Here is a 25,463-nt window from a genome sequence, read left to right as displayed (position 1 = left end):
TCAGACCCCGACAGGCCCTGTCGAATCAATACGAAGTAGCGACGCTTCGCCGCTGCCGGCATCTTGTTCGGTGCAAATCTGACCATTGGTTTCTCCCTGCTCGGGATTCGCAACGACCAGTAGAAACTGCCGCGCGTCCAGCGGGCGGCGCTGCCATTCCAGGACAGCATCGAGGACTGCGTCGGTGATCTTCGAGATCGTCTCGTGGGACAGCTCGGTGCCGATCGTGGAGACCAGGTGGTGCTGGATATCGCGCACTGTCATCCCGCCGGCATAGAGCGAGATGATCATGTCGTCCAGGCCGCCGAGGCGCCGCTCGCCCTTGGGTACCAAGCGGGGCGTGAAGCTCCCGTCGCGGTCCCGTGGGATGTCCAGCTCCAGATCGCCGACCTCGGCCGCGACCGTCTTCGCCGACGTTCCATTTCGCGAATTCGCATAGAACCTAGCTTCGGGATCGCCCTTGTCATAGCCGAGGTGCTCGGTCAGTTCGGCCTGCAACCCGCGCTCGAGGGCCGCTTTGATTAGGCCGGGCACGAACCCGCCCTCGCCGGTGAGCTGCATCGTGCCGGCATCGATCTTCGCGAAGAGACCATCGAGAGCACCGCTATCGCGCAGCTCCTTGATCGCATCGGCGGTCGCACGCTGGGCTGGGGACTTCGGTGCTTTCAGCTTCTCATTTCGTTCTGACATGACCATTAGTGTCACTCCTTCAAATGAATCCGCAACCCCTTACACAAACCATCTGACACCCTCGCTCGACGCGACCGACTCGTCTTCGGAACAAACGTATGGGGGCCCGGAGAAAACCGAAGCACCGCCGCTTGCCATGAGTCGTCGCTTCCCATCTCGAGGTAATCCACTGTGACCGATGAACCTGGAGTGGTCGATGGGACATCCAAAGGTCCCTCCTCGACGGGCGGCGACTCCGGCCCGCAGGCGGTAAGGGTTGCGTCCCCGAGAAGCGCGGCAGCTAGGTGTACCCGGCCATGACGTTAGTGACTTAAGGGGTTGAAAAAGGGAGGGCCTCCGGTGCTTAGTGGAGATGTTCAACGTCTCACTTCGCAACGGAGGTCCTCATGTCACACATTAACGCCAAATTGAACGGTCGCGGAAGGGCCCTGCTGGTCGAAAGGGTTCTCGGCGGTCGACCGGCGGCGCACGTCGCCAAGGAACTCGGCATCTCTCGGCAGTGCGCCTATCGGTGGGTACGCCGCTATCGTGCCGAGGGTGAAGCTGGCCTGATCGATCGGTCGTCGCGACCACACGTAATGGCAACACAAACCAGCCCGGAACGTGAAGCGGCCGTTCCGGAGGCGCGCACCCGCCTGCGCACTGGCCGAGGGTGTCCTCCTCCGTGCGGCCGCGTTCTTCGCCAGCTGTGGCATCCCCAAGATTGAACGCGTCCTCTCCTACAACGCCTTCGCCTACCGAAAATCCCGCGCTTTCAAGGACGCCGTGGCGACCCTCGGCGCGCAGCAGCGCTTCATCAAACCGCACTGCCCCTGGACCAACGGAAAAGTCGAACGCTTCAACCGCATACTCCAAGCCGAATGGGCCTTCCGACAGGTATTCACCAGCAGCGCTGAGCGCACTCACGCCCTTGACCCGTGGCTCAAGTACTACAACACTGAACGTATCCACACGGGCATCGGATCCACCCCGCTCCAGCGAGTGTCACCAATCTGATAACCGGATACAACTAGCAGCACGTCGCGAAGTGGATGCGCACGCTCCCGATCACCTGCGCACCTCGATCATCGATGCGCTCACCGCGGTGCTCGCGCGCGAGGGCGCCGAGCGTTCGGCGACCGAGGAGATCCAACGGGAGCAGGATGCCGCGGCGAGCCTCTCGACATTGCTGCCAGCCTACGAGGATGCTCTCGCGCGGGTCTACGACCCGGACCAGATCGGGCGGATGGAAGCGGTCGTTCGCGATGTGCTCGACGCGGCCATTGCTGATCGCATTGTTAACGATGAAGCGTGGACGCATCTCGCGAGCCGGCTGGCTGCGCACGAGGCGCGGGGTGTCGACGTGCGCGCGCAGCTGGTCGCGGCCGTCCGGGCCGAGGACACCGAGCCCGGCTCGAGCATCGAAGCGTTCGCGAAGATCTACTACCACCGCATCGGAGCACCTAAACTGCCCTCCTGACAAAACCCACGTATCAGGCACCAGCGCGGGGTCGAACGCGACTCGAGAGCAAGGGCGCAGGCTAAAACGGCCTCGTCGCCTCCTCGACGAGTTCTAGCAGGTGCCGGTACTTCTGCCCGGTCGCCCGGCTCATCCCAAGCTCACAAGTGCGATTGGCCGACGCATATGAGGCATAGCTGCGCTCGGCCACTTCTGCCGACTCCCGTGCGGTCGCCGAGGCAGTGAGCTCCGGATGCAGCAGCCCGCGGTCTCCGGCGAAGGCGCAACAACTCCAGTCCACCGGAACGTGCACATCGGGGCTGATTAGTTCCGCCAGTTCGGTCATCATCGTGTTGATGCCGAGTTGGGTCGATGAGCAGCTGTGGTGTAGCGCGATCGACGACACCGGCATCGTGATTGGGAGAAGCTCGATGACGTTCTCGTGGATGAATTCGACAGCGTCGACGAATCGCAGCACCGCATAGTCGCCACCGGCGGTGATAGCGTTCTTCTGCATAGTCTCCAACCCCTCGGTGCAGGAAGCCGCGTCGCACACGATCGGCAGCTCGCCGCCGCGACTCGCGGCCAGCAGCGCCGGAAGCACGGAGTCGGTCATCCGGTCGTAGCCGCGCGTGTTTCCCTTCGACTTCCACGGCGTGCCGCAGCAGAGCGAATCGATGGCCTCGGGAATCGTCAGGCTCACGCCGACCCGCGCGCACAGCTCCAGAAAGGCATCGGTCACTCCCATGCCGTCGGCCGCGGGGCCGAACATCGTACCGATGCAGGCGGCGAAGTACACGGCGACCGGCTTGGCCTCCGGTTCGCTCGCCGGCAGAGCTCGGCGTCGTGACCCGCCGCGCGGCAGATCCTTATCGTAGAGAGGTACCGTGTCGGCGCCGAGCAGTGCCCGGCCGACCCGAGTGGCGGCAATAACCAATGGTGCCGGTACCCGGTCGGCCACGCTCAGCGCCAGACTGCCGAGTGCGGTGGCCGTGCCCCAATTCTTTGCCGCCCCGAGCCAGGCCGATTGTTCGAGCGCGTTGGTGTTCTCGGTGCGTAACCGGCGAACGAGATCGCCGGTGTTGATGTTCACCGGGCAGGCGACCTGGCACATGCCATCGACGGCGCAGGTCTCGACACCGTCGTAGTTATAGTCGCGGCGCAGCTCAGCTAGCAGCGTCTCGTTACCAGCGGTTTCTGCGAACTTCATCTCCCGGCGAATCACAATGCGTTGCCGGGGCGTCATCGTGAGGTCTTTCGACGGGCAGGCCGGTTCGCAGTAGCCGCACTCGACACAGCTATCCACCTCTACCTCCACCGTCGGGGCGAGCTTGAGGTTTGCTATGTAGGACTGGGGGTCGTCCGAGAGAATCACGCCGGGGTTCAGTAGACCGGTCGGGTCGAATAGCGCCTTGAGCTCGCGCATCACGGTATAAAGTTCGTCGCCGTATTGGCGCTGCACGAACGGGGCCATGATGCGTCCCGTGCCGTGCTCGGCTTTAAGTGAACCGTTGTTACCGAGAACGAGGCAGACCATCTCCTCAGTGAACCGCTCGTAGCGGGCGAGGGAGGTCGGGTTGTCGAAATGCTCGTTGAGCATGAAGTGGATGTTGCCATCCTTAGCATGACCGAAGATCACGCTTTCTTCATAGTCGTACGCGTCGAAGAGGTCGATCAGGCTTTCGCAGGTGCCGAGTAGCGCCGGAACCGGAACCACGATGTCTTCGAGCAGGGCCGTCGTTCCTGACGGGCGCGCGCCAGCGACGGTCGTGTAGAGGCCCTTACGGATGTGCCAGAGGTTCGCCCGTTCGCGGGCGTTCCCAGTCAGCGACAGCGGAGCAATCAGGTCGAGTGCCGCGAGGGCAGCAGCTCCGGCATCCCGCTGCTTGGCCAGCTGGTCAGGGGTCGCGGCCAAGTACTCAAGCAGTAGAGCGGCGTGCCCGTCGACGCTGAGTGACTGAAGCTCCGGCGTGCTGTTTGGTTGGGTCTGGGCGACCCGTAGCGAGGTCGCATCCATGAGCTCGATCGTGCCGAGCCCGGCCGCGACCAGCGACGGAAGCGCCGAGGTCGCCGCACTGAGGCTGGGAAAGAGGGCCAGTCCGGTCAGTGCATGGGGGAGAGCGGGAACGGTTCGGAAGATGACCTCGGCGACGAAGCCCAGGGTTCCCTCGCTGCCGATCATCAGGTGGGCGAGGATGTCAACCGGACGCTCGTGGTCGAGAAACGAATTGATCCCGTATCCCATAGTGTTCTTCATTGAGAACTGCGCTTGGATCAGCGACACGGACGCCGCGTTCCCGCGGACTCGATCCCGCAGCCGGGTCAGCCCGCGGTGGAGGGCCGGTTCGAGCTGGCGCAGGCGGTCGTCGGCGTCGTTGGCCCCGGTGTCGACGATTGTGCCGCTCGGCAGCACAACCACCATCGATTCAACAGTCTGGTAGCTGTTCTGTGCGGTGCCGCAGGCCATGCCACTCGAGTTGTTGGCGACGACCCCGCCGATTGTGCAGGCGATCTCGCTCGCCGGGTCGGGTCCGAGTTTGCGGCCGAAACGGGTGAGGTGCGCGTTCACCTGACGTACGGTCACACCGGGCTGAACACGCACCCGTGCGCCGGCATCCAGTACTTCGATGGAGCGGAAATTGGCCCGTGTATCGACGAGGATGCCGTCGGTCACGCCCTGCCCGCTCAGGCTGGTTCCGCCGGAGCGAAAGGTCAAAGGGATGCTGCGGCGCTGGCTCTCCCGATACAACTCGGCCACCTCGGCCACGGAGGTCGGTGTGGCGACACTAGTCGGGACGAGCAGGTAGTGCGACGCGTCGTGCGCATACTTCAGTCGATCAATCGAGCGGTTGCTCGAGGCAATCGAGGCGTTCGGCGCCGATGCGGGTGCAGAAACGGGTGCCGATGCGGCGTTCATTCAAGATCCTTTCAGGCTGCGGCTGTGCACTGCCTCATATGTGGTGCGGACCGCGGTCATCGATTCGTCGAATGAGGCCTGTGCTACCGCGGTGAAGAGGCAGTCGATAACCATGAGCTGCGCGATTCTGCTGCCGAGCGCCCCGGAACGGAACCGGGTTTCCCGTGCGGCGGTGGTCAGCACGACGTCGGCCGCGTTGGCCAGGGGTGATTCCCCGAAGTTGGTAATGGCGATCGTCGCAGCACCTGCCGCACGCGCGAGCTTCAGAAACTCCACGGTGTCGATCGTCGAACCGGTGTGCGAGACCGCGATGGCGACACAGGATGCGTCGAGGGTCGCCGCCGAGGTCCAGGCAGAGTGGGGGTCGGGCCAGTTGAGGGCGGTGCGGCCGATTCGCGTGAGTTTCTGCTGCAGGTCAAGACCCACGAACGAGCTTGCCCCCACGCCGAAACTGTCGATGCGCCTGGCCGACTTCACCAGATCAACGGCTCGGCCAAGCGCCAGCGTGTCGAGCACTTTGGCGGTGTCGGCAATCGACAGCGTTTCATTGAGGGCCACTTTCGTCACGATGTCGGCGAGGCTATCCTCTCGGTCGATGTCGCCGGACACCGACGAGAAGCTGGAATTCTGCAGGTCCTCCCGCGTCGTCTCCCGAGTGAGATCGATGCGCAGATCTTTGTAGTGCTCGTAGCCGATGCGCTTGTAGAACCGCACGACCGAGGTTGTCGACGTGCCGCAGCGGACCGCGAGCTCGGCGATCGACAGGTTCGCGCCATCCGCCGGGTGTGCCAGAAAGAGTTCAGCAATCCGCCGTTCGGTGGGGCGAAGCGAGGGCATGGCGGCACGCATGCGCACCAGAACGGTCCGGGAATCCGGTCGTTCGAGGATGTCATCGATCACGTTCTGTCCCTTTCAAACGGTGAAACGGCCACGGTGCGGCACCTCTGTCGTGAGGCCCTCACTGCATACCGACAACAATACGAGAAAAGAAAGTACATATGTTGTAAAGATGGTGTACTTTTATTCCAACCTGGATCACAGACGCTTTCAGTGTGACCGCGAGTCGGCGGCCTCATGCAATGGAGCATCACAACACACCTGAGGAGTAACCCTTGTCACACGGTTCTCGTTTTACTCGTGGGGCAGTCTCGGCACTCGGTCTCGCCGCGATCGTCTCACTTGCAGTATCGGGCTGTTCAAGCCCCGGCACGCCAGCACCCGCTGAAACGGCCAAGTCCGGCGGTTCGTTGGTCGTTGGAGTCACCTCAGACCCCGACACCCTCTTTCCCTGGAAGGCCACCCAGTTCCAAGCCACACACGTTCTGCAGAACGTGTATGGCACTCTGACCGAGTTCGATGAGGGCCTGAATGTCGTTCCGGGCCTCGCCGAGTCGTGGGACGCCTCCGAAGACGGCTTGACCGTCACCCTGAAGTTGCGTGAAGGCGTCACCTTTGCCGATGGCAGCACATTCGGTTCAGAAGACGTCGTCAGCTCGCTGACGAAGATCCAGGACGAGGCGACCGCCGCGGTGTCCCGCAGCGCCCTCGCTTCCGTCACGGCCATCGAGGCCAGCGATGAGAACACCGTGCTACTGACCCTGTCAGCCCCGAATGCCGCATTGCCGGCGGGCCTCGCCGTTCTCACGCTAGCGATGCTCTCGTCCGATGACACCGAGGCAGCATTGAACACGGCGCCCAACGGCACCGGCGCCTATTCGTTCGACACCCGCGTGGCGAACCAATCGATCACCCTGAAGAAGAACACCGCGTATTGGGGCGACGAGCCGACGCTGGGCAGCGTCGAGTTCCGCGTCATCCCCGACGAGTCGTCGATCGTGTCGGCCATGCAGTCCGGCAACGTGCAGATGGCTATCTTCGACGACCCGTTGGTCGCTCAGACCGCTGAAAGCGGATCGATCACGATTGCCAAGACGCCGCAGCTCAGTTACCACACGCTGCAGCTGAACGCGACGCGCGGCGATCTCGCCGACGTCAACGTGCGCCTCGCCATTTCCTGTGCCGTCGACCGCCAGGAAGTGCTCGACACCGCTGCGCTCGGCGAAGGTGAAGTCACCGGCCCGATCACCTCACCGGCCTACAAGTCGGACACGGATGCGCGCCCGTGTCCGGAGCGTGACCTCAAGCAGGCTGCCGCTTACCTGGCCAAGGCCGGCAAGGCTGACGGCGTCACCATCAAGACGATCGTGTCGCAGGGCGAGTACGCGACCTCGGTGAACGAGGCACAGAATCTCAAGGCGCAGCTGGCCGAGGCGAAGATCACCCTCGACGTTGAGACCCTCGAATCCGGTGCCTACGTCGACCGCTGGGTCGCCGGCGACTTCGACGCCGCTGTCGCCCTGAATGGCGGACAACCGGACCCCGACGGCATGTATGGCCGTTACTTCACCAGTACCGGCAACCTGAACAAGGTCGCCGGCTACAGCTCGCCGGAACTCGACGCGCTGTTCGCCGAGGGCCGTGCCGCGAGCGACCCGACGGACCGCGCCGCTATCTATGAGAAGGTCTCGGCCGAGCTCGAAGATAACGCCGCCTGGGTGTGGCTCTTCACAAGCTACAGCTATACAGCGACGGACTCTGCGGTGCAGGGGTTCGTGCCCATGGCCAATGGTTCGCTCCAGTACCTGCGCACCACAACCGTTAACTAACGATTGCCGGGGCGGGTGCCGACTGACAACGTCGGTACCCGCTATGCAATTGGGAATGCCCGAAGGACATGCTCAAAACTTTCTCCCACAACAGCGTCGTGCGCCGAATCGGCGCTGCGGCGCTCACCCTCCTCGGCGTCGCGATCTTTGTCTTCATCATGCTGCGGGCCATCCCCGGTAACCAGATCACCGCGGGTCTCGGCACCGAAGCCGCCGCGCTCACCCCGGCGCAGAAACTAGCTCTCGAGCAGTATTACGGCCTCGACCAGCCGCTGGTCGTGCAATTCTTCTCGTGGCTGGGGAACTTGTTCACCGGAAATCTCGGCTTCTCCGCGCGCGCTCAGCAGAGTGTTCTCGACCTCACCGTCGCCTCCCTGCCGGTCACCTTCGAACTTGCGATCTTCTCGATCGTTCTCGCGTTGCTGATCGGCATCCCACTCGGGATGCTGTCGGCCTCGAAGCCGGACTCCCCGCGTGACGCCCTCGGCCAGATCGTCGGCCTCGCCGGCTTGTCGATCCCTGCCTTTCTGCTCGCCACTGCGCTGCTCTCGGTGCTCGCCTCCTCCCTCGGTTTCAACCCGAACGGGCAAGCCTTTGCCTCGCTGTTCGGCGATCCGCTGCTTAACCTGCAGCAGATGCTTCTCCCGTCTTTGGTCCTCGGCTTCGGAATCGCGGCCCCGATCATGCGCACCACACGGACTGCGGTGCTTGAAGTGCGCTCCAACGATTTTATTCGCACGGCACGCGCCAAGGGCGTTCCACCCCGCCGACTGCAGCTGAAGCATGTGCTCGGCAACGCTCTGGTACCGATCGTCACGATGACCGGTCTGCAGTTCGGATACCTTCTCGGCGGCGCCGTCGTCGTCGAGCAGATCTTCTCTCTGCCGGGCATCGGCCGGCAGGTTCTGCTCGGGATTCAACAGAAGGAGTACGCGCTCGTGCAGAGCACCGTGCTGGTGATCGCGCTCACCTTCGTGATCGTGAATCTGCTCACCGACCTGACTTACCGCCTCATCGATCCCCGGGTGCGTGCCTCATGACCGATCTCGCCCCGGCGCCCGTCGGCCCCACGCCCCGCACTGGCAGCGTCGCGGCCGGTCGCTTCCGTGCACTGCTGCGGAGCCCCAGCGGTTTGAGTGGTGCAATCATCGTCAGCCTGCTCGTGCTCCTGACGTTCGCTTCGTACTTTTCCCTGCTGTCCTATGACCCGATCGCTCAGGATCCGCCGTCGCGGCTCCTCGCTCCGTCGTTTACGCACTTGTTCGGGACCGACCAGTTCGGCCGCGACGTGTTCTCCCGCGTTGCCGCCGGGGTGGCGAACTCCGCCCTGATCGCCGTTGTCGCCGTGACCTTCGCCACGGTGATCGGCACGATGGGTGGCCTTATCGCGGGCTTCTTCCGCGGCATCCCCGATGTCGCCATCGGCGGAGTCACCAACGTACTCTTCGCGTTCCCGCCGCTGCTGCTCGCCCTTGCCTTGGTATCGGTGTTCGACCGCAACTGGTTCACCATCGCTGTCGCGATCGCCATTGTCTACGTGCCGATCTTCATCCGCGTCACTCGCGGTCCCGTGCTCTCGCTTCGGGAGGTCGAGTATGTGAAGGCCGCCACGAGTACCGGCGCCAGCCGCATCGCGGTGATGATGCGGCACGTGCTGCCGAACATTACGTCGATCATCATCATTCAGGTCACTCTGTCGCTGTCGTGGGCGGTGCTCACCGAAGCCTCGCTGAGCTTCCTGGGCCTGGGCGCACCGCCGCCCACCCCGTCGCTCGGCTCGATGATCTTTGAAGCACGCACCCTGGTCTACATCGCGCCCTGGACCATGATCGCGCCCGGCGTGATCGTCGTTCTTCTCGTCGTCGGCCTCAACCTGCTCGGCGATGGCCTGCGCGACATACTTGATCCCCGAAACAAAGGCAAACGATGACCCGGCACGACCTCACCCCGACCGGAACAGCAGCTCCCGACGCCGCGACGATCTCACTCGTTGGGCTGACCACCGAAGAAGCAGACCCGCGCTACGCCGAGATCGACCGGATGTCGGTGGGCAACTTGGCCGTGCTGATGAACGACGCCGACGCCACGGTTCCCGGAGCGGTGGCGCTGGCCCTGCCGAGCATTGTGCCGGCCATCGAAGCTGCCGCGCTGCGGATGAAGGCCGGCGGTCGCCTGATCTATGTCGGGGCGGGAACGCCCGGACGGATCGGCGTGCTCGATGCGTCGGAATGCCCGCCCACCTTCAGCACACCGCCGGAGCAGGTCTTTGCGATCATCGCCGGAGGCTTGAAGGCAATCGTGTCACCGTGCGAGGGAGCCGAGGATGACCCCGCGGCCGGAGTATCCGCCATCGACGCGGCGGGTGTGACCTCCCTCGATACCGTGATCGGCATCGCATCCAGCGGCCGAACCCCCTATGTGGTTGCTGCCGTCGCCCGTGCGCGGGAACTCGGCGCGCTCAGCATTGGACTCTCCTGCAACCGTGGGACCGTGCTCAGCGAGGCGGCCGAACATGGCATCGAGGTTCTGGTCGGGCCGGAGGTGCTCAGCGGATCCACTCGGTTGAAGGCCGGAACGGCGCAGAAGCTCGTGCTCAATATGTTCTCGACCATCGTGATGGTGCAGCTTGGCAAGACCTACGGCAACCTGATGGTCGACGTGAAACCGACCAACGTGAAACTGCGGGAGCGCGCGCTCGGCATTGTTCGCACCGTCGCCGGCGTCAGTCGTGACCGGGCAGAGGCCGCACTCGCGACCAGCGGCTACAACGTCAAGGTGGCGATTGTGCTGCTCCGCACCGGTCGCAGCACCGAGGAAGCCGGCGCTCGACTGAGCGCTGTCAACGGAAACCTACGCGCAGCTCTGGAGGAACAATGAAGATTCTCGGCATGATCTCTGGCACGTCACACGATGGAATCGACGCGGCAGTCGTCGATTTCAACTTCGCCGATGGCGTGCTCACAGGGGCGGTACTGCACCGCAGCGGCACGCCCTATGCCCCCGAGTTGCGTGCCCGGCTGATCGCGGTGCTTCCGCCCGCCGAGACGACCCTCGCTGAGGTTTGCGAGCTCGACACCCTGATCGGGCAGGCCTTCGCAGACGTCGCGGCTGCGGCAATCGCGGCTGACGGCGCCGTTGACCTGATCGTCTCGCACGGGCAGACCGTCTTCCACTGGGTGGACGGCGGCCACGCACTCGGCACCCTGCAGATCGGCCAGCCGGCCTGGATCGCCGAGAAAACCGGCACCCCCGTCGTCTCAGATGTGCGCATTAGGGACATTACCGCGGGTGGGCACGGCGCCCCGCTCGTCTCCTTCCTGGATGCGCTATTGCTCGCCGGATCGCCCGGCACCCCCGGAGCCCTGAACCTCGGCGGCATCTCGAACATGACGGTGGTCCCCACCGACGGTGCACTCTACGCCTACGACATCGGTCCGGCCAACGCGCTCATCGACGCGACGATCACCGAACGCGCCTTGAACGCACTCGGCTATGACGAGGGCGGCCGGATCGCCGCATCCGGTTCGATCGATGCGGTTCTGCTCGATTTGCTGCTCGGTGATGCCTACTACGCGCTGCCCGCCCCGAAGAGCACCGGAAAAGAGCACTTCCACGGCAGCTATGTCAGCGATGCGATTCTCCGGTCCGGACGCACCGTAAGCGACGTTGACCTGGTGGCCACGCTGACCGAGCTGACGGTGCAGACCGTGGCCCGCGACGTGCGCGCCGCCGGAATCGACCTGCTCGTGGTCTCGGGTGGAGGATGCCACAACTCGGTGATTCTGGACGGTCTGCGCGCCGCCCTGCCCGGTGTCAACGTAGTGCTATCCGACGAGTTCGGTGCACCGGCCGACGAGAAGGAAGCCATCGCGTTCGCGCTCATCGGTTGGTGCACAGCCCACGGCCTGCCCGGCACCAACCCGGCTGGAACCGGGGCGCGCGGGGCGCGCGTGCTCGGCACGATCACACCGGGTAGTGGCCCGCTGGTACTGCCAGCTCCGCTGACCGAACCGCTCCGCTCGCTGACCCTGCACTCGAAGCGCTGAGCCGGGCATGTCCATCGCCTATCGCCCAGCAACCCCGGGGGACATTGACGGTATCGTGACGGTCTTTCTCGACTGCTGGCGCGGAAGCTACAGGGCGGTGCTGCCAGCACACCTGATCGACGCGATGACCGATGCACAGGCCCACGCCCTCTGGACGCGGGTGCTCGCCGAGGCGGCGCCAGGCGAGATGCTCGTTGCCGAACGGGATGCCGATGCGATGGCGGATACGGCCGCTGAATCGGATGCGGGTGTGGCGCCGGGCGTCTCCGATGCCTCGGGTGCGACCGCTGTACTGGGTGCGGCGGCGCCTCAGATCATTGGCGTCACGCGCTTCGTAGCAGGTCCCGACGGCCACGGCGCGGTCCACTCCCTCTATGTCTCGCCGCTTGCTCAAGGCACCGGCATCGGCTCCCACCTGCTGCGCGCGGCCGGCGACGCCCTGGCCGAAGCCGGCATGACGACCGCAGGATTGTGGGTCTTCAGGGACAACGCGCCCTCGCTTGCCTTCTATCAGCGTCAGGACTGGACGCCCACCGGAGAGACCCGCGTGCAAGCCGAATTCGGCGAGCCGGAACTGGGCCTGGCCCGCCAGCTCACCGCGGCCGCGAATTCTGGAAGCGTCTCGTGAGCGGCAGCCAGACCGGCACGCGTTCGGTGTGCTCCCTCGCTTTCGCGTTCGCCGCGCTCGGCGGTACCGCCGCGGTGATTCCCTCGGTCATCCCGGCGTTCGCCGCCGACCTCGAGGTGCCGTCGACTGCCCTGCTCCCAGCGATTCCGGCACTGTTCACCGGGCTGCTGGTCGGTGTGCTGTCCACCTCGTTCGCCTCAGCGCTGTTCTCGTTGATGACTCTGTTGCGCGCCGGAGCCGCCGCTCAGGCCCTCGGCCTAGCTGTGGCCGCCTGTGCCCCCGCGCCGCTCTGGTTCGTAGTCGGAGCCGCCCTAGCCGGCTTCGGCTTCGGCATTGTCGAGGCAGCCGGCACCGCTGCCGTGCGGGTCATTGGTGCCGACGGATTACCGCGCGCCCTGACCAAACTCACCCTGATTATCAGCATCGTTGCCACCGTCACGCCGCTCGCGGTTCTCGCCGCGGCGATGCTGGGCTGGGCGCGTCCGATTCCGCTGCTGATCGCAGTCCTGCAGCTCGGTGTCGTCGCAAGCCTCCGGGGGATTCCGTCGGTGCCGCGCCGGACACCGGCCGACGGTGCCACCAAGACCTCTGACACTGCTGCTGCTGGCGTCGCTGCCACCGTTACCCGCCCGGGCCGTTCGGCGCGCACCGTGCAACTCGCGTTTCTCGCCGCCGCTCTGTTCTGCTATGTGGGCACCGAATCAGTGATCTCGGGCTGGTCGGCGTCGACCTTTGAACACAACCTCGGGGCATCCGCGGCCGTGGCAGCCCTTGGCACCAGCGTATTCTGGCTGCTGATGAGCCTCGGTCGTATGTCGGGCGTCGCGGTGACCGACAGGGTCCTGCCGGGACGCGTCGCGCTCGGCTGCACCGCGCTGATCGCCCTGGCCCTCTGCGGGGGCGGCTCTGCTGCAGGGACCGTATCCTGTCATCGCTCTCTTCGGCCTGGGACTCGCGGTATTCGCCTCGGGGTCGTGTTACGGACTCCTCATCGGTACCGCGGTCGAACGCACGCCGGAGCGGAACGCCGTGCGCGCCTCCTCGGCATTCGTCGCGCTCGGCGCGGCCGGGGGAGCGACGATCCCGTTCATCGCAGCGTCGGTCACGTTGCCGTCTGGTCAGGGCGCGGCCACGACCACGGCGGCCATTTCAGCCGTGGCATTGTTCGTGCTCTTCGTCGCTTCGTTGGCCTGGCGGGCGACGCCTGCCGTAAGGGCGCCCGCTGTCGGGGCAGCCGTTGGGACGGCTATTACCGGCGGCTTCGTCGTCGCCACCTCCTCCGCGACATTCGCCGAGCCCTCGATCGGGGGAGAACGATGAGTTCCCGCGTCGCACGCTTGATCGTGCATACCGTCGATGTTCCGCTGGTGCGCCCGTTTGTCACGGCGATCCGCCGGGCAGACGCGATTCAGGCCGTGCTCGTTGAGGCCGTCGATTCCGACGGACGCAGCGGGTGGGGTGAAGCCGCCGCTAGCTGGCGGGTGACGGGCGAGAGCCCGGCTAGCATCGCCGCTGCCGCGGCCGGTCCGCTCTCAGCCGCAGTGCAGGGCCGCACTCTCGAGCAGCCCGCCGCGCTGAGCGCTGAGCTGGCCGGCAGCATCCTGCACAACACTGCCGCACGTGCCGGGGTCGACAGCGCGCTCTACGACCTGGCCGCCCAGCAGGCCGACCTGCCGCTCAGTGAGTTTCTCGGCGGAGCGACGGCGCCCGTCGTGACAGATATGACCCTCTCAGCCGCGGGCATCGACGAGCTCGTCGAACGTGCCAGCGCCCATGTGGCTGCCGGGTTCGGCACGCTCAAGATCAAGGTCGGTGCGGGGCAGAACGATCACGAGGCTCTCCTCGCGATTCGCGCGGCGGTTGGCCCGGCCATCGCGCTGCGTGTCGACGCCAACCAGGGCTGGAGCCCCGAGCAAGCCGTCGACATCATCAGGGGCTGGGAAGACGCCGGCCTCGGCCTGGAGTTCGTCGAACAGCCCGTCGCCGCGCGTGCCCTGACCGATCTCGTCTTCGTGACGAGCCGCGTTGACACTCCGGTTCTCGCCGATGAGTCGGTCTGGACGACGTCCGATCTGGTCGAGATTCTCTCCCGCGGCGCCGCGGACCTGATCAACATCAAACTGGCCAAAACCGCTGGGTTCACTGAGGCGATCCGGCTGGCCGCGCTGGCCGGCGACAACGGCGTTGGCGTGCTCGTCGGCTGCATGATGGAGAGCCAGGTCGGTATCACCGCCGCGGCAGCATTCGTCAGCATGCTCTCGCTAGCGGATCGTCAGCGTGCGCAGGACCTCGATGCGGGGCTCTGGCTACGCTCCTCTCCGGTGCGCGGCGGCGCAAGCTACCGCGGTGATATGGTGCTTCCGGGCTCGGGCTCGGGCTTTGGCCTCGGAATCAACGGCCTGACGGGCCCCACGAAAACGGAGAGTGGGCGATGACGCTCTCGACGATTCTCGACCGGGCGGCCCGGCAGCTGATCCACACCATTCCCGCCGGTCTTCCCGCCGGAAGCACTCCGCCGGCTGGTGTAGCCCTGGCCGTGCGCGCGCCCGGCTTCGACCAGACGGCGCACGCCGGTTTCCGCGCGCTGCCCACCAGCCAGACGGATGCCGTGCCCCTGGGTCTTGACACTCAGCATGACCTCGCGTCGGTCACCAAGGTCGTCGCAACAACCACCGCCATTATCCGGCTTATGTCCGATCGGCTGCTCGAACTCGACGACCCGGTGCGCCGGTACCTGCCACGATTCTGCGACGGCCGGAAGGACGAGATCACAGTGCGCCAGCTGCTGCAGCACCGGGCCGGCCTCTGGGAGTGGCAGCCGCTCTATCTCGCCGCCGACACCGTTGACGCAGGTTTCGAATTCGTCGACCGGCATCCGCTGCGCTATGCGCCCGGAACCGCACGTCACTACTCAGACTTCGGCTTCATCCAGCTCGGGCGCATCATCGGGTCGGTGACCGGCCTGCCACTGCCGGAAGCGATCGACGCGTTGGTCATCGGTCCACTCGGTCTCGGCTCCACCCAGTTCGCTCGGTCCCTTTCCGACGACGTCGCTACGAGCTCGCTCGGCGACCAGGCGGAATTCGTCATGGTCGATACCGGAACGCCCTACCCGGTGCCCTACACGAGCGGCGACTTCAGCGGCTGGCGACGCACGCCCGTGCGCGGTGTGGTCAACGACGGCAACGCCTTCCACCTCTTCGACGGGGTGTCGGGGCACGCCGGGTTATTTTCGACGCTGCCCGACCTGATCAACTTCGCCGACGCGTTTGCACGCTACCGCGATCATGAGCAACTTTGGCGTCCGGAGGTGGCGGAAGAATTTTTCTCCGCTGGACCCGATCCCGAACAGGCATTGGGATTCCGCCGTTCCCAGCTCGAGGTCGGGGGTCGACAGCTCGATCTGCTCTGGCATCCTGGGTTCGTCGGCTGCGTCATCGGCTTCGTCCCGGGCCACGGAGTGTCGCTGGCTCTGGCAAGCAACCGCCTCGTCACCCCCGGCATCCCGATTCCGACCGACACCTTGTGGCAGCGGCTGCTCGGCGCCGCAACCGCAGTGCTCGACGAGACACTCGGCTCGGCACACCGCGAGGCGAGAACCTAACCGACGCGCGCGCGGCATCCGCTCGCCCCACACCTTCAGACCATTCTTAAGTTCGCTCAGCACCGAAGAGGTAACCATGAACACCCCCACACCCGTTCTGTCGATCCGTGACCTGTCAGTGTCGTTTAACACCGGCGCACGCGAGGTGCAGGCGGTCAAACATGTCTCGATCGACGTACTGCCCGGGCAGACCGTCGCGGTCGTCGGTGAGTCGGGCTCGGGCAAGTCGACGACGGCTGCCGCGATCAACCGGCTACTTCCCAGCACCGGTCAACTGACCAGCGGCGAGGTCTGGTTCGACGGTGTCGACTTGGCCTCGCTGAGCGAACGGGAGATGCAGGCGATTCGTGGCGCGGGCATCGGCATGGTGCCGCAGGACCCGATGTCGAACCTCAACCCGCTGATGCGGATCGGTAATCAGGTTGCCGAAGCGCTTGAGGTGCACGGCGTCGCGTCGGGGGCAACGGCAAAGGCGCAGGTGATCGAACTGCTCACCATGGTCGGCATTCCCGACCCCGAACATCGGGTGAACCAGTACCCGCACGAGTTCTCGGGCGGGATGCGCCAGCGCGTGCTGATCGCGATGGGCCTCGCCTGCCGGCCCAAGCTGCTCATCGCCGATGAGCCCACCTCTGCCCTCGACGTGACGGTGCAGCGGCGCATTCTCGATCAGCTCGATCAGCTGACCGCCGAGATGGGCACCTCGGTCTTCTTGATCACCCACGACCTAGGGCTAGCCGCCGAGCGCGCCGACAAGATTGTCGTGATGCTGCGCGGCGAGATCGTCGAGTTCGGGCGGGCCGAAGAGATTCTGTCGAACCCTCAACACGCATACACAAAGCAGCTGTTGCAGGCGGCGCCGAGCCTCACCTCGATCAGCATGGTCGGGGCGGTCAGAGATCGCCAGTTTGCTGGATCGTTGGATGTCGTCGCAACGACGTCAAGAGATGCCGCGCTGCAGCCCGCCGTCGACAACCTCGTTGAGGTGCGCGACCTCACGAAGGTCTTCACGATTCGGGCGACCGGAACCGGGGTGGCGTCACAGTTCACTGCTGTCGATCAGATGAGTTTTGGTATCCCGCGTGGACGCACTGTCTCGATCGTGGGGGAGTCGGGGTCCGGCAAGTCGACGACGGCGAATCTGATCCTCGGTCTCGAACCGATCACGTCGGGCACCATCCTGTTTGCCGGTGCCGACATGGCGAGCCTAGGCAAGCGGGAGCTCTTTGCTTTCCGCCGTCGTGTGCAGCCCGTGTTTCAGAACCCTTACGCCTCGCTGGACCCGCGGTACACAGTCGAGGAATCGATCGCCGAGCCGCTCCGCGTGCACAAGGTGGGAACGAAGCAGACCCGGCACACGATGGTGGCGCAGCTCCTCGACCAGGTGGCGCTTTCCGCCGCCATCGCTGAACGGCTACCGCACGAACTGTCCGGAGGTCAGCGTCAACGAGTGGCGATCGCCCGGGCGCTCGCACTCTCCCCGGAGCTCGTCGTGCTCGACGAAGCAGTCTCAGCGCTTGACGTGCTCGTGCAGGCTCAGATCCTCGACCTGCTTGGTGTATTGCAGCGTGACCTCGGTCTAAGCTACCTCTTCATCAGCCACGATCTCGCTGTGGTGCGGATGATCTCGCACGAGGTACACGTCATGCAGCGTGGGTGCATTGTCGAGAGCGGAACACCGACCGAGATTTTTGAGAATGCGCAGGTTGACTACACCCGTGAGCTGCTCGATGCCATCCCTGGGGCTCGCCTGAATATCTAGTACAAAAATAGGAGTGAGTTATTCTGCGACGGATGACGTGATGGTCACCTGGTATCCCAGTGTTTGTAGTTGACATATCGCACGTTTTTGGCTATCGAACAAGTCGCGATCGATCGTTTCCTCCTCCGTTTGGATGGCCACGATCGCGGCTGCCGGATGAGATGCGCGAGACTACTGATGCTTTCATCGGTCTGATGTTGCAAAGATTGGGTTTAGAAGCGAGGAAACCCGTTGATGATCGTTCAGACGCAGGCGGTTTCCAGCGCGACCACGAGGTTGGCCCACTCCTGATCGTGCGGAAATGGTCCGGTTGAAAACAGCACGGAACGCGACGAAATCTGACGGCGCATCCAGCACTTAACCAAGTTGCGGCTCGTGGGGGCTGCAGGTTGTTGAACTATTTGGTGACATAATATAGATTATCGGTCACAAACTGGGACCAATTTCAATTGATGAGAAAACTCGTCTTAGGTCGATACGAGACCTGTTTTCCCGTGAAATCAAGGCTGTTGTGGGGTCGTGATTGCGCCCTCGGTGACCTGACAGAAATGCGTCGAACCATTGATTCAGGGCTCAAATGGACGTATCGTGCATCTGATGATTGATTTCAGCATCTGCTTATTGGAGGCCAGATGGCTTCGCGACGTTTCGAACCGGGATTTGCGCCCGAGATTCTGAGTTCCCGGGTGTCAGTGCTTCTGCGTCCCGATGAGCAGACTTTCGCGGCGATGATCAGCGGCTGGACCGATCAGCAATTGGCTCGAGGTTTGAAGTGATCAACCATCGAGCCGCGGTTGAAGCTTGTACGGCGCTTCCAAACGTTCACGAATGCATATCCCTGGACGTGGAAACCCGTTGACGTTGAGGAATTCATGTCTGACCTCCGCAGTGGCTCCGGGGTGGCCGTGAGTACTTTGCGTTCCCACCAGGCCGCGATCCGGATCTTTTGCGATTTCGTATGCGATCCCCGCTATGACTGGGTGGCTGTCTGTGAGCGTTTGTTCGGCACACACCCGATACAGCTCTGTTTTGGCTGGAACGCGGCCGTGCATAGCTCGGACTATGAGGGGCGGCCGGGGCGGCGCGCTCTGACGCGAGTCGAACTGCAGGGCTTCTTCGACCACGCCGACGACGAGGTTGTCCGACTGCGCCACGCGGGCACGAAGGGATGGCTGCCCGCGCAGCGGGACGCCACGGCGTTCACAGTCGCCTACGCCTATGGGCTGCGACGGCGGGAGTTCCAGATGCTGGACTTGGAAGACTTCGGCCCCAACCCGCACGCGCCGGAATTCGGTGGCAACGGCGTTCTCTACGTTCGCTGGGGCAAGGCGACCAAGGGCGGGACCCTGCGCAGCTCGGCGCTCTGGCCGAGCGAACGTGGCGCCTGAGTGGGCCCAGAGGCACTGGGTCGACGATTTGCTAGCTGGAGAGCGGAGGTCGAACTGCCATCGGAGATCGGACCGCACTGCCTGCGGCATTCCTACGTCACCCATCTATTGAAGACGGTTACGACCCCTTGTTCGTCTAACAACAGGTTGGTCATACCCACGCCTCCAGCACCTCCATCTATACCTCGGTGTCATCCGACTTCCGAACCCGGACCTTGAGAAAAGTACTGGACGCGAGTATCGCGGCAGCTCTCTTCGACCCCCAGAAGGGCAGACCATGACCGCGAAACGACGCATCAGCTACCACTGGCACCTCCGAACCCTCATGGCGGCGCACAACATGTGGAAGACGACCGAATTGGGCCCGCTGCTCCGTGACCGCGGCGTAAGTCTGTCGCCCGCGCAGGTTTACCGCCTCGTGGCCGAGCAGCCGGAACGACTGTCGCTGCGCACGCTCGCTGCGCTCTGTGACATCTTCGACTGCACCCCAAACGATCTCGTTGAACCCTACGTCGAGACAACCGTCGGCAAGCAAGCAGTCAACGCCGCTCCGGCCGTTGACATCTCAGCGGATTCCCGCCCGGTCCGGGCTCGGATCATCACCGAAGAGCACACGTGAGTCGTCCGCGGAAGGCACCTGATCCCACTCTTCACACTCCATGCGCTCGTTGCCACGAGGCTTACTCCCCTGCCGTCTTATGGCCGGAAGGGGTGATTTGCGGGTATTGCTACATGGCCGCGAAACGCTTCCACGGAACGTGCATCATATGCCGGCATGACGGGATCGTTCCGGGCATAACGCCTCAGGGGCGCACCTGCCGGACCTGCAGCGGCATCACCCTCAACATCGACTGCACCGAGTGCGGCGCCGAAGAAGAGCTCCACAGCAAGGGGCGCTGCTGGTGATGCGTGCTGAAGGATCAGATCAGGCAGACCCTGACTGGTTCCACCGGCCAGATTCCCGACAGGCTTGCTCCCCTTACGGCCGCGCTGGGCGACATGGCACGACCGAACAGCGGCCTGACCTGGATTCGACAACCACATGTCGATCGGCTGCTCCGATCGATCGCCGACGGAACTATCGACCTCTCGCACGACGCGTTCGACGCTCTACCGCCGGTCCAGACCGTCGAATACATCCGCGCACTGCTCATCGAGCACGGCGCACTACCGGCCCGTGACCGCTATCTGGCCGAGTTCACGGCCTGGTCCACTCAGAAACTCACCCTGCTCAAAGATCCGGCACACAAGTCAGTGACCGAACGCGTCATTCGATGGCACCAGCTGCGCCGGCTCCGGGAGCATATCAAGACGGACGCTTTGTCTTGCCCCGGGTGTAATGGAGGTTCTTGATCACCCGGAAAGCTTCAGAATCATGCCAGCGTCGAAGAAGTATCCGCCGGAGTTGAAGGAACGAGCGGTGCGCCTACTGCTTGCCGCTCGCGAGGATGCCGCCCGGTTGCTCGAGCTTGAGCGAGAGAATCGTGAGCTGCGGAGGTCGAATGCCATCCTTCGCAGCGCGGCGGCTTTCTTCGCGGCGGAGCTCGACCGCCCCTCCAGCAGATGATCACCTTCATCGACATGAACAAGCACGACTACGGGGTCGAGCCGATCTGTAAGGAAATGCAGATCGCCCCGTCGACGTACTACGCGGCAACGTCCCGGCCGCCCTCGAAACGATCGAAAACGGATGAGGAAACCATGGTGGAGATCACAGACGTGCACAAGAAGAACTACGGCGTCTACGGCGCGAGGAAGGTCCACGCACAACTCAAACGCGATGGCCACTCCGTCGCCCGCTGCACGGTCGAACGGCTCATGTACCGTGAGGGGCTGCGCGGCATCACCCGATCAAGGAGTCTGCGGACCACAATACCGGGGCCGCTCAGCGACCGCTTGACGCCCTCGACGTGCTCAGCGAGCATCGGGGCGCGGTCATCGTCATCGGAGCCCAAACGATCTATCTGCACACGGGAAACGCACTCGTCGCCCTGGCCGACGCGACGAAGGACAGTGACTTCGCTCTCGATCCCCGCCGACTTGACGACGATCCACTTCGTGAAGAGGCCATGACCCGGGCCGGGTTTCACCTCAACACGTACAACGGACAGCCGGGAGAATGGATGAATCGCGCCGGTACCCCGAGTTGCCGTGACCGCGTGACTTTGCCAACAAATCGCCTCCGCAATGTGCCATCCGTCACCGCTGCGCCGCGCGCGGTCGTGAATAACAAGAGCGGACTGTTGATCGAAAACTACGTCAGCGTATTGGAAGCGACCTGAAGTGCTCTCCGTCTGAACCATCTTCTGGTCCGTCTCGACGCCGACTGAAGTAGAAAGTCGATGCTGGGCGGTGTGGCACCACGCTCTGTCGTACTGAACACGGACCTGCTATCATGTTCAGCATACGTACACCTGTTCGTATGTTGAACAAAGGTGGTGGTATGCGTACCAAGCTCAGTACCGGCGCAACCGAAGCGCTGGCCGGTATCCCCGACGGTGCGACCATCATGATCGGCGGATTTGGTCGCGCCGGTCAGCCCGTCGAACTGATCGACGCCCTGATCGAGCAGGGTGCGACAGACCTGACGATCATCAACAACAACGCGGGCAACGGTGAAACCGGGCTCGCTGCGCTGCTTGCCGCCCGGCGGGTGTCGAAGATCGTATGCTCATTCCCGCGGCAGTCCGACTCTCAGGTCTTCAACGGCCTCTACGCAGCAGGTCTGATCGAGCTTGAGCTCGTTCCGCAGGGGAACCTCGCTGAGCGCATCCGCGCCGCTGGCGCTGGCATCGGAGGCTTCTTCACTCCCACGGGATTCGGCACCCAGCTGGCCGAGGGCAAGGAGACCCGCAAGATCGACGGTCGCAACTACGTACTCGAGTACCCCCTCCGGTCCGACTTCGCCCTCATCAGCGCCCTGCACGCCGACCCGTGGGGCAATCTGGTTTATCGCGAGACCGCCCGAAACTTCGGCCCGATCATGGCAGCGGCAGCGACAACGACTATCGCCCAGGTCGACTCGGTCGTGGAGCTTGGCGCGCTCGACCCCGAATTCGTCGTAACGCCGGGCATCTACGTCGACCGCGTCGTCGCGGTCGGGGAGCGCTCCTGGCTGCGCCACGGAATATTCATCGGCGAGCAAGCATGAGTCTCAGCAGAGAAGATCTCGCAGCAATCGTCGCCCGCGACATCCGTGAGGGTTCTTATGTGAATCTTGGCATCGGCATCCCGACCCTGGTCGCGAACTACCTGCCGCCTGGAGACGCGATCATCCTGCACACGGAGAACGGCATGCTCGGAATGGGGCCGAGTCCGGCCGAGGGCCAGGAAGACCCCGACCTCATGAACGCAGGAAAGCTCCCGGTCACCGCTCGCCCCGGTGCCTCCTATTTTCACCACGCCGACTCCTTTGCGATGATGCGAGGTGGCCACCTTGATGTTTGCGTACTGGGAGCCTTCCAGGTCTCCGAGCGCGGTGATCTTGCAAACTGGCACAGCGGAGCGCCCGGAGCGATCCCGGCAGTCGGCGGCGCGATGGACCTCGCCATCGGAGCCAAACAGGTCTTCGTCATGATGGACCTGCAGGATCGAGATGGCCGACCGAAGCTCGTGGCGGACTGCAGCTACCCCCTTACTGGTGTCGCGTGTGTCGACCGGGTCTACACCGATCGAGCCGTGTTCGACATCACCCTGGACGGCCTCGTCGTGCGCGAAACCTTCGACACGACGCACGACGAACTCCGAGAACTTCTCGCACTCGATCTGATCGGAATACTGTGACCACGAGCTTTGTCTACGACGCCATCCGCACGCCGTTCGGCCGGCTGGGAAAGAACCTGGCGCGCATCCGGCCAGACGACCTCGCGGCGCACGCGATCGAGGCGCTGCTCGCGCGGCATCCCACCCTCGACCCTGCCCGGATCGACGATGTGATCCTGGGCGATGCTAACCAAGCCGGGGAGGACAACCGCAATGTCGCACGGATGTCCGCCATCCTGGCCGGACTCCCCACCTCCGTCACCGGCAGTACTGTGAATAGGCTCTGCGGGTCGAGTGTCGAGAGCGTTATCCAGGCCAGCCGCGCTATTGAGGCCGGCGATGTCGACCTCGTGCTCGCTGGCGGCGTCGAGTCGATGAGCCGCGCTCCGTGGGTCGTAACCAAGCCGGCGGAGCCGTTCGCGGCAGCCTCCGAGACCATGCATTCGACCACGCTCGGCTGGCGGATGGTTAACCCTCGGATGCCTGAAGAGTGGACGGTCTCGCTCGGGGAGACCGCCGAACTGCTCGTCGATCGGTTCGATATCAGCCGGGAGGAACAGGATGCCTTCGCGGCGCGCAGCCATCGTCTCGCCGCGGCAGCATGGGACGCCGGATTGCATTCCGAGGTCATTCCTGTGCCGGGAACAACCCTCACTCGTGATGAGGGAATCCGGCCTGATGCCTCAGTTGATTCCCTTTCCAGTCTAAAACCTGTGTTCCGTACCGACGGCACGGTGACGGCCGGCAACGCCTCTCCGCTCAGCGACGGCGCATCGATGTTGCTCATCGGCGGAAAGAATGCAGGGCTCGGCGTTGAACCGCTCGCCCGTATCACCGGTCGCGCCAGTTTCGGAAATGATCCGTCCAGCTTCGGCATCGCACCGGTCGAAGCGGCGAACCGAGCGCTCGCCCGAGCCGGCCGGAATTGGGTCGACGTCGACTTCGTCGAACTCAATGAAGCTTTTGCCGCGCAGTCGCTCGCCTGCCTTCGACTCTGGCCGGAACTCGACCCAGAGAAGGTGAATGTGCACGGTGGAGCCCTCGCGATCGGGCATCCGCTTGGGGCATCTGGCGGGCGTCTCATCGGCCACCTCGCCCACGAACTCGCCCAGCGCGGCGGCGGCATTGGCGTCGCCGCGATCTGTATCGGCGTCGGCCAGGGGCTCGCCGTCGTGCTCGAACGGTAAGTTGGGAGCATGGACCCCGAACCGAGCGACCAGTTCGTACAGTCGTTTGCCCGGGGGCTCGCCGTCATCCGTACGTTTGACGCCGATCATCCACGGATGACGCTCAGTGAGGTCGCCGAACGGACCGGGCTGACCCGAGCGGCCGCCCGCCGGTTCCTGCACACCCTGCTCGGCCTCGGCTACGTCATCAGCGATGGGCGGTCGTTCTTGCTAACCCCGCGCGTTCTGGAACTCGGCTTCAGTTATCTGTCAGGCTTGTCCCTGCCCGAACTCGCCCAGCCCTACCTCGAGGAACTCTCCAGCACACTCGGAGAGTCAACGTCGGCCTCGGTGCTCGATGGCGGTGACATCGTCTATGTCGCCCGTGTTCCCACCAAGCGAATCATGAACGTCGGAATCACCATCGGAACTCGCTTCCCGGCGCATGCGACCTCGATGGGTCGCGTGCTGCTTGCTTTTCTTCGCCCTGCCGAGCTTAACCTCTCTCTGGCGAATCTTGAAGCCGGGCAGCACACCGAGCGCAGTATCACCGAGCCTGAGGCGTTCCGGGCTATGCTCGGCGAGGTGCGCGACCAAGGCTGGGCGCTCGTCGACCAAGAGCTGGAAATCGGGCTCCGCAGCATCGCTGCCCCAGTCCGTGGCCCCGACGGCAGCGTGATTGCCGCCGTGAATGTCGCGGGAGCGGTAGGCACGGCCAGCCTCGATCGCATCCTCGAGGTGTACCGGCCGGCGCTGCTCAACGCCACCGACCAGATCGAGGATGCCATTCGACATACCTCTCCACTATCTGCCAATGGCATCTCGCACTGATTCAATCGACAGCTCCCGCTGAGCGTCGATCCATCGGCCGGACGCGCGTTTAGCTGCTACGTTCGGACCACATATCGTGTAAAGGCCATACCCCGAATGGTGGAGCCGCCCAGGGAACAACGGCGATTAGAAGTTTGCGTGAAGCTATCGACAATTTGTTGTCTATGCGGTGGTGATCCCGAGATCGGTTATAGGTTGCGGATACCGGCGCGGAGGACGTCGTAGTCGCGGTCGATTGGGGTTCTGGTTTTCGGTGGCCGGCCGGTCCGGTGCTGGGCCGCGAACGCCAGCGAGGAGGGGTGCGAGGATTTGGTCGCGGAGGATGGTAACGCTCGCGATGGTGCAGGCCGTCTCCAGTGGGATGCGGTAGCGGCGGGTGTGAGCGGGCATGTCGAGGAGATCCTTACCGCGGAGCTTGCGCAGATCGTAGACGGTCCGCTGGATCGTGTAGTCGTGTTCGGCTTGCCCGATGTGATCGCGGACGTTCCGGCGAAGTCACTGACTGTGAACCCGTTCGGTGTCGGGAGTGTCTCGGTATTAGGGTTAAGCGAAGGGTTCGACCGCC

General features: G+C 64.1%; 22 protein-coding genes, 2 pseudogenes and 1 other annotated feature. Of the genes and pseudogenes, 21 read left to right on the top strand and 3 right to left on the bottom strand.

Translation table 11 applies throughout. From position 1 onward, the window contains the following. On the bottom strand, positions 1-696 hold the full coding sequence (locus CXY75_RS03570; RefSeq protein WP_369826652.1) for a transposase: 696 nt from the start codon (positions 694-696) through the stop codon (positions 1-3). Positions 697-1,076: 380 nt separating this feature from the next. Between CXY75_RS03570 and CXY75_RS03565 the strand changes: the two are divergent. Then, positions 1,077-1,686, top strand: a pseudogene (locus tag CXY75_RS03565) (leucine zipper domain-containing protein). Between the two features lie 31 nt (positions 1,687-1,717). Continuing rightward, positions 1,718-2,149, top strand: coding sequence for a hypothetical protein (locus CXY75_RS03560; protein ID WP_104081479.1), 432 nt, complete (start codon positions 1,718-1,720; stop codon positions 2,147-2,149). A gap of 61 nt (positions 2,150-2,210) precedes the next feature. Here the strand turns inward: CXY75_RS03560 and CXY75_RS03555 are convergent, their stop codons facing one another. Then, positions 2,211-5,045, bottom strand: coding sequence for an FAD-binding and (Fe-S)-binding domain-containing protein (locus tag CXY75_RS03555; protein WP_104081478.1), 2,835 nt, complete (start codon positions 5,043-5,045; stop codon positions 2,211-2,213). After that, a complete protein-coding gene (locus tag CXY75_RS03550) occupies positions 5,046-5,945 on the bottom strand; it encodes a MurR/RpiR family transcriptional regulator (RefSeq protein ID WP_233201708.1) in 900 nt (299 codons plus the stop codon). A gap of 212 nt (positions 5,946-6,157) precedes the next feature. Here CXY75_RS03550 and CXY75_RS03545 point away from each other — a divergent pair, with 212 nt between their 5' ends. From CXY75_RS03545 to CXY75_RS03455, 19 genes and pseudogenes are all read left to right on the top strand, one after another. Beyond that, positions 6,158-7,711: an ABC transporter substrate-binding protein gene (locus CXY75_RS03545; RefSeq protein WP_104081477.1), complete on the top strand. Its 1,554-nt coding sequence runs from the start codon at positions 6,158-6,160 to the stop codon at positions 7,709-7,711. A 68-nt stretch (positions 7,712-7,779) separates the two neighbouring features. Then, the gene (locus CXY75_RS03540; protein ID WP_104081476.1) at positions 7,780-8,751 is read left to right on the top strand and encodes an ABC transporter permease; all 972 of its coding nucleotides are present in this window, start codon (positions 7,780-7,782) and stop codon (positions 8,749-8,751) included. Continuing rightward, positions 8,748-9,641 carry an ABC transporter permease gene (locus CXY75_RS03535; RefSeq protein WP_104081475.1) on the top strand — a complete coding sequence of 298 codons (894 nt, stop codon included), beginning with the start codon at positions 8,748-8,750 and terminating at the stop codon, positions 9,639-9,641. The genes CXY75_RS03540 and CXY75_RS03535 overlap by 4 nt, the downstream gene beginning before the upstream one ends. Continuing rightward, positions 9,638-10,588 (top strand): N-acetylmuramic acid 6-phosphate etherase, encoded by a 951-nt coding sequence (murQ, locus tag CXY75_RS03530; protein ID WP_104081474.1) that lies wholly within the window; start codon positions 9,638-9,640, stop codon positions 10,586-10,588. Before CXY75_RS03535 ends, murQ begins: the two co-directional genes overlap by 4 nt. Then, entirely contained in the window at positions 10,585-11,757 is a 1,173-nt protein-coding gene (locus CXY75_RS03525; RefSeq protein ID WP_104081473.1) for an anhydro-N-acetylmuramic acid kinase, read from the top strand. The genes murQ and CXY75_RS03525 overlap by 4 nt, the downstream gene beginning before the upstream one ends. Positions 11,758-11,764: 7 nt before the next feature. Next, complete coding sequence (locus CXY75_RS03520; RefSeq protein ID WP_104081472.1) at positions 11,765-12,385, top strand: GNAT family N-acetyltransferase; 621 nt, start codon at positions 11,765-11,767, stop codon at positions 12,383-12,385. Then, positions 12,382-14,820: an enolase C-terminal domain-like protein gene (locus tag CXY75_RS20015; protein ID WP_199182357.1), complete on the top strand. Its 2,439-nt coding sequence runs from the start codon at positions 12,382-12,384 to the stop codon at positions 14,818-14,820. Before CXY75_RS03520 ends, CXY75_RS20015 begins: the two co-directional genes overlap by 4 nt. After that, entirely contained in the window at positions 14,817-15,989 is a 1,173-nt protein-coding gene (locus tag CXY75_RS03510) for a serine hydrolase (RefSeq protein ID WP_104081471.1), read from the top strand. Before CXY75_RS20015 ends, CXY75_RS03510 begins: the two co-directional genes overlap by 4 nt. 76 nt (positions 15,990-16,065) lie before the next feature. After that, positions 16,066-17,751, top strand: a complete 1,686-nt coding sequence (locus CXY75_RS03505) for an ABC transporter ATP-binding protein (RefSeq protein WP_104081470.1) — start codon at positions 16,066-16,068, stop codon at positions 17,749-17,751. A 1,046-nt stretch (positions 17,752-18,797) separates the two neighbouring features. Then, positions 18,798-19,139: a hypothetical protein gene (locus tag CXY75_RS20350; RefSeq protein ID WP_233201707.1), complete on the top strand. Its 342-nt coding sequence runs from the start codon at positions 18,798-18,800 to the stop codon at positions 19,137-19,139. A gap of 277 nt (positions 19,140-19,416) precedes the next feature. Next, a complete protein-coding gene (locus tag CXY75_RS03495) occupies positions 19,417-19,758 on the top strand; it encodes a helix-turn-helix transcriptional regulator (protein ID WP_104081469.1) in 342 nt (113 codons plus the stop codon). A 290-nt stretch (positions 19,759-20,048) separates the two neighbouring features. Beyond that, positions 20,049-20,492, top strand: a complete 444-nt coding sequence (locus tag CXY75_RS03490) for a hypothetical protein (RefSeq protein ID WP_104081468.1) — start codon at positions 20,049-20,051, stop codon at positions 20,490-20,492. A 22-nt stretch (positions 20,493-20,514) separates the two neighbouring features. Beyond that, positions 20,515-20,706, top strand: coding sequence for a hypothetical protein (locus CXY75_RS03485; RefSeq protein ID WP_146069352.1), 192 nt, complete (start codon positions 20,515-20,517; stop codon positions 20,704-20,706). Continuing rightward, positions 20,664-20,777 (top strand) — a sequence feature (AL1L pseudoknot). (Overlaps the previous gene by 43 nt.) A gap of 63 nt (positions 20,778-20,840) precedes the next feature. Continuing rightward, positions 20,841-21,017 (top strand): annotated as a pseudogene (locus CXY75_RS20945) (IS3 family transposase); the annotation flags it as partial. A 32-nt stretch (positions 21,018-21,049) separates the two neighbouring features. Beyond that, positions 21,050-21,421 carry a hypothetical protein gene (locus CXY75_RS20345; RefSeq protein ID WP_233201706.1) on the top strand — a complete coding sequence of 124 codons (372 nt, stop codon included), beginning with the start codon at positions 21,050-21,052 and terminating at the stop codon, positions 21,419-21,421. Positions 21,422-21,582: 161 nt separating this feature from the next. Continuing rightward, positions 21,583-22,290 carry a 3-oxoacid CoA-transferase subunit A gene (locus tag CXY75_RS03470; RefSeq protein ID WP_104081464.1) on the top strand — a complete coding sequence of 236 codons (708 nt, stop codon included), beginning with the start codon at positions 21,583-21,585 and terminating at the stop codon, positions 22,288-22,290. Continuing rightward, the gene (locus CXY75_RS03465) at positions 22,287-22,922 is read left to right on the top strand and encodes a 3-oxoacid CoA-transferase subunit B (protein WP_104081463.1); all 636 of its coding nucleotides are present in this window, start codon (positions 22,287-22,289) and stop codon (positions 22,920-22,922) included. The genes CXY75_RS03470 and CXY75_RS03465 overlap by 4 nt, the downstream gene beginning before the upstream one ends. Further along, positions 22,919-24,088 (top strand): thiolase family protein, encoded by a 1,170-nt coding sequence (locus CXY75_RS03460; protein ID WP_104081462.1) that lies wholly within the window; start codon positions 22,919-22,921, stop codon positions 24,086-24,088. The genes CXY75_RS03465 and CXY75_RS03460 overlap by 4 nt, the downstream gene beginning before the upstream one ends. A gap of 9 nt (positions 24,089-24,097) precedes the next feature. Continuing rightward, positions 24,098-24,898 carry an IclR family transcriptional regulator C-terminal domain-containing protein gene (locus CXY75_RS03455; RefSeq protein ID WP_104081461.1) on the top strand — a complete coding sequence of 267 codons (801 nt, stop codon included), beginning with the start codon at positions 24,098-24,100 and terminating at the stop codon, positions 24,896-24,898. Positions 24,899-25,463: the final 565 nt, after the last annotated feature.

This window comes from Cryobacterium sp. Y11 (genome assembly GCF_002929535.1).
GTDB lineage: Bacteria > Actinomycetota > Actinomycetes > Actinomycetales > Microbacteriaceae > Cryobacterium.
Note: the sequence above shows the minus strand (reverse complement) of the source record. Positions and strands in the feature narration are given on the sequence as shown.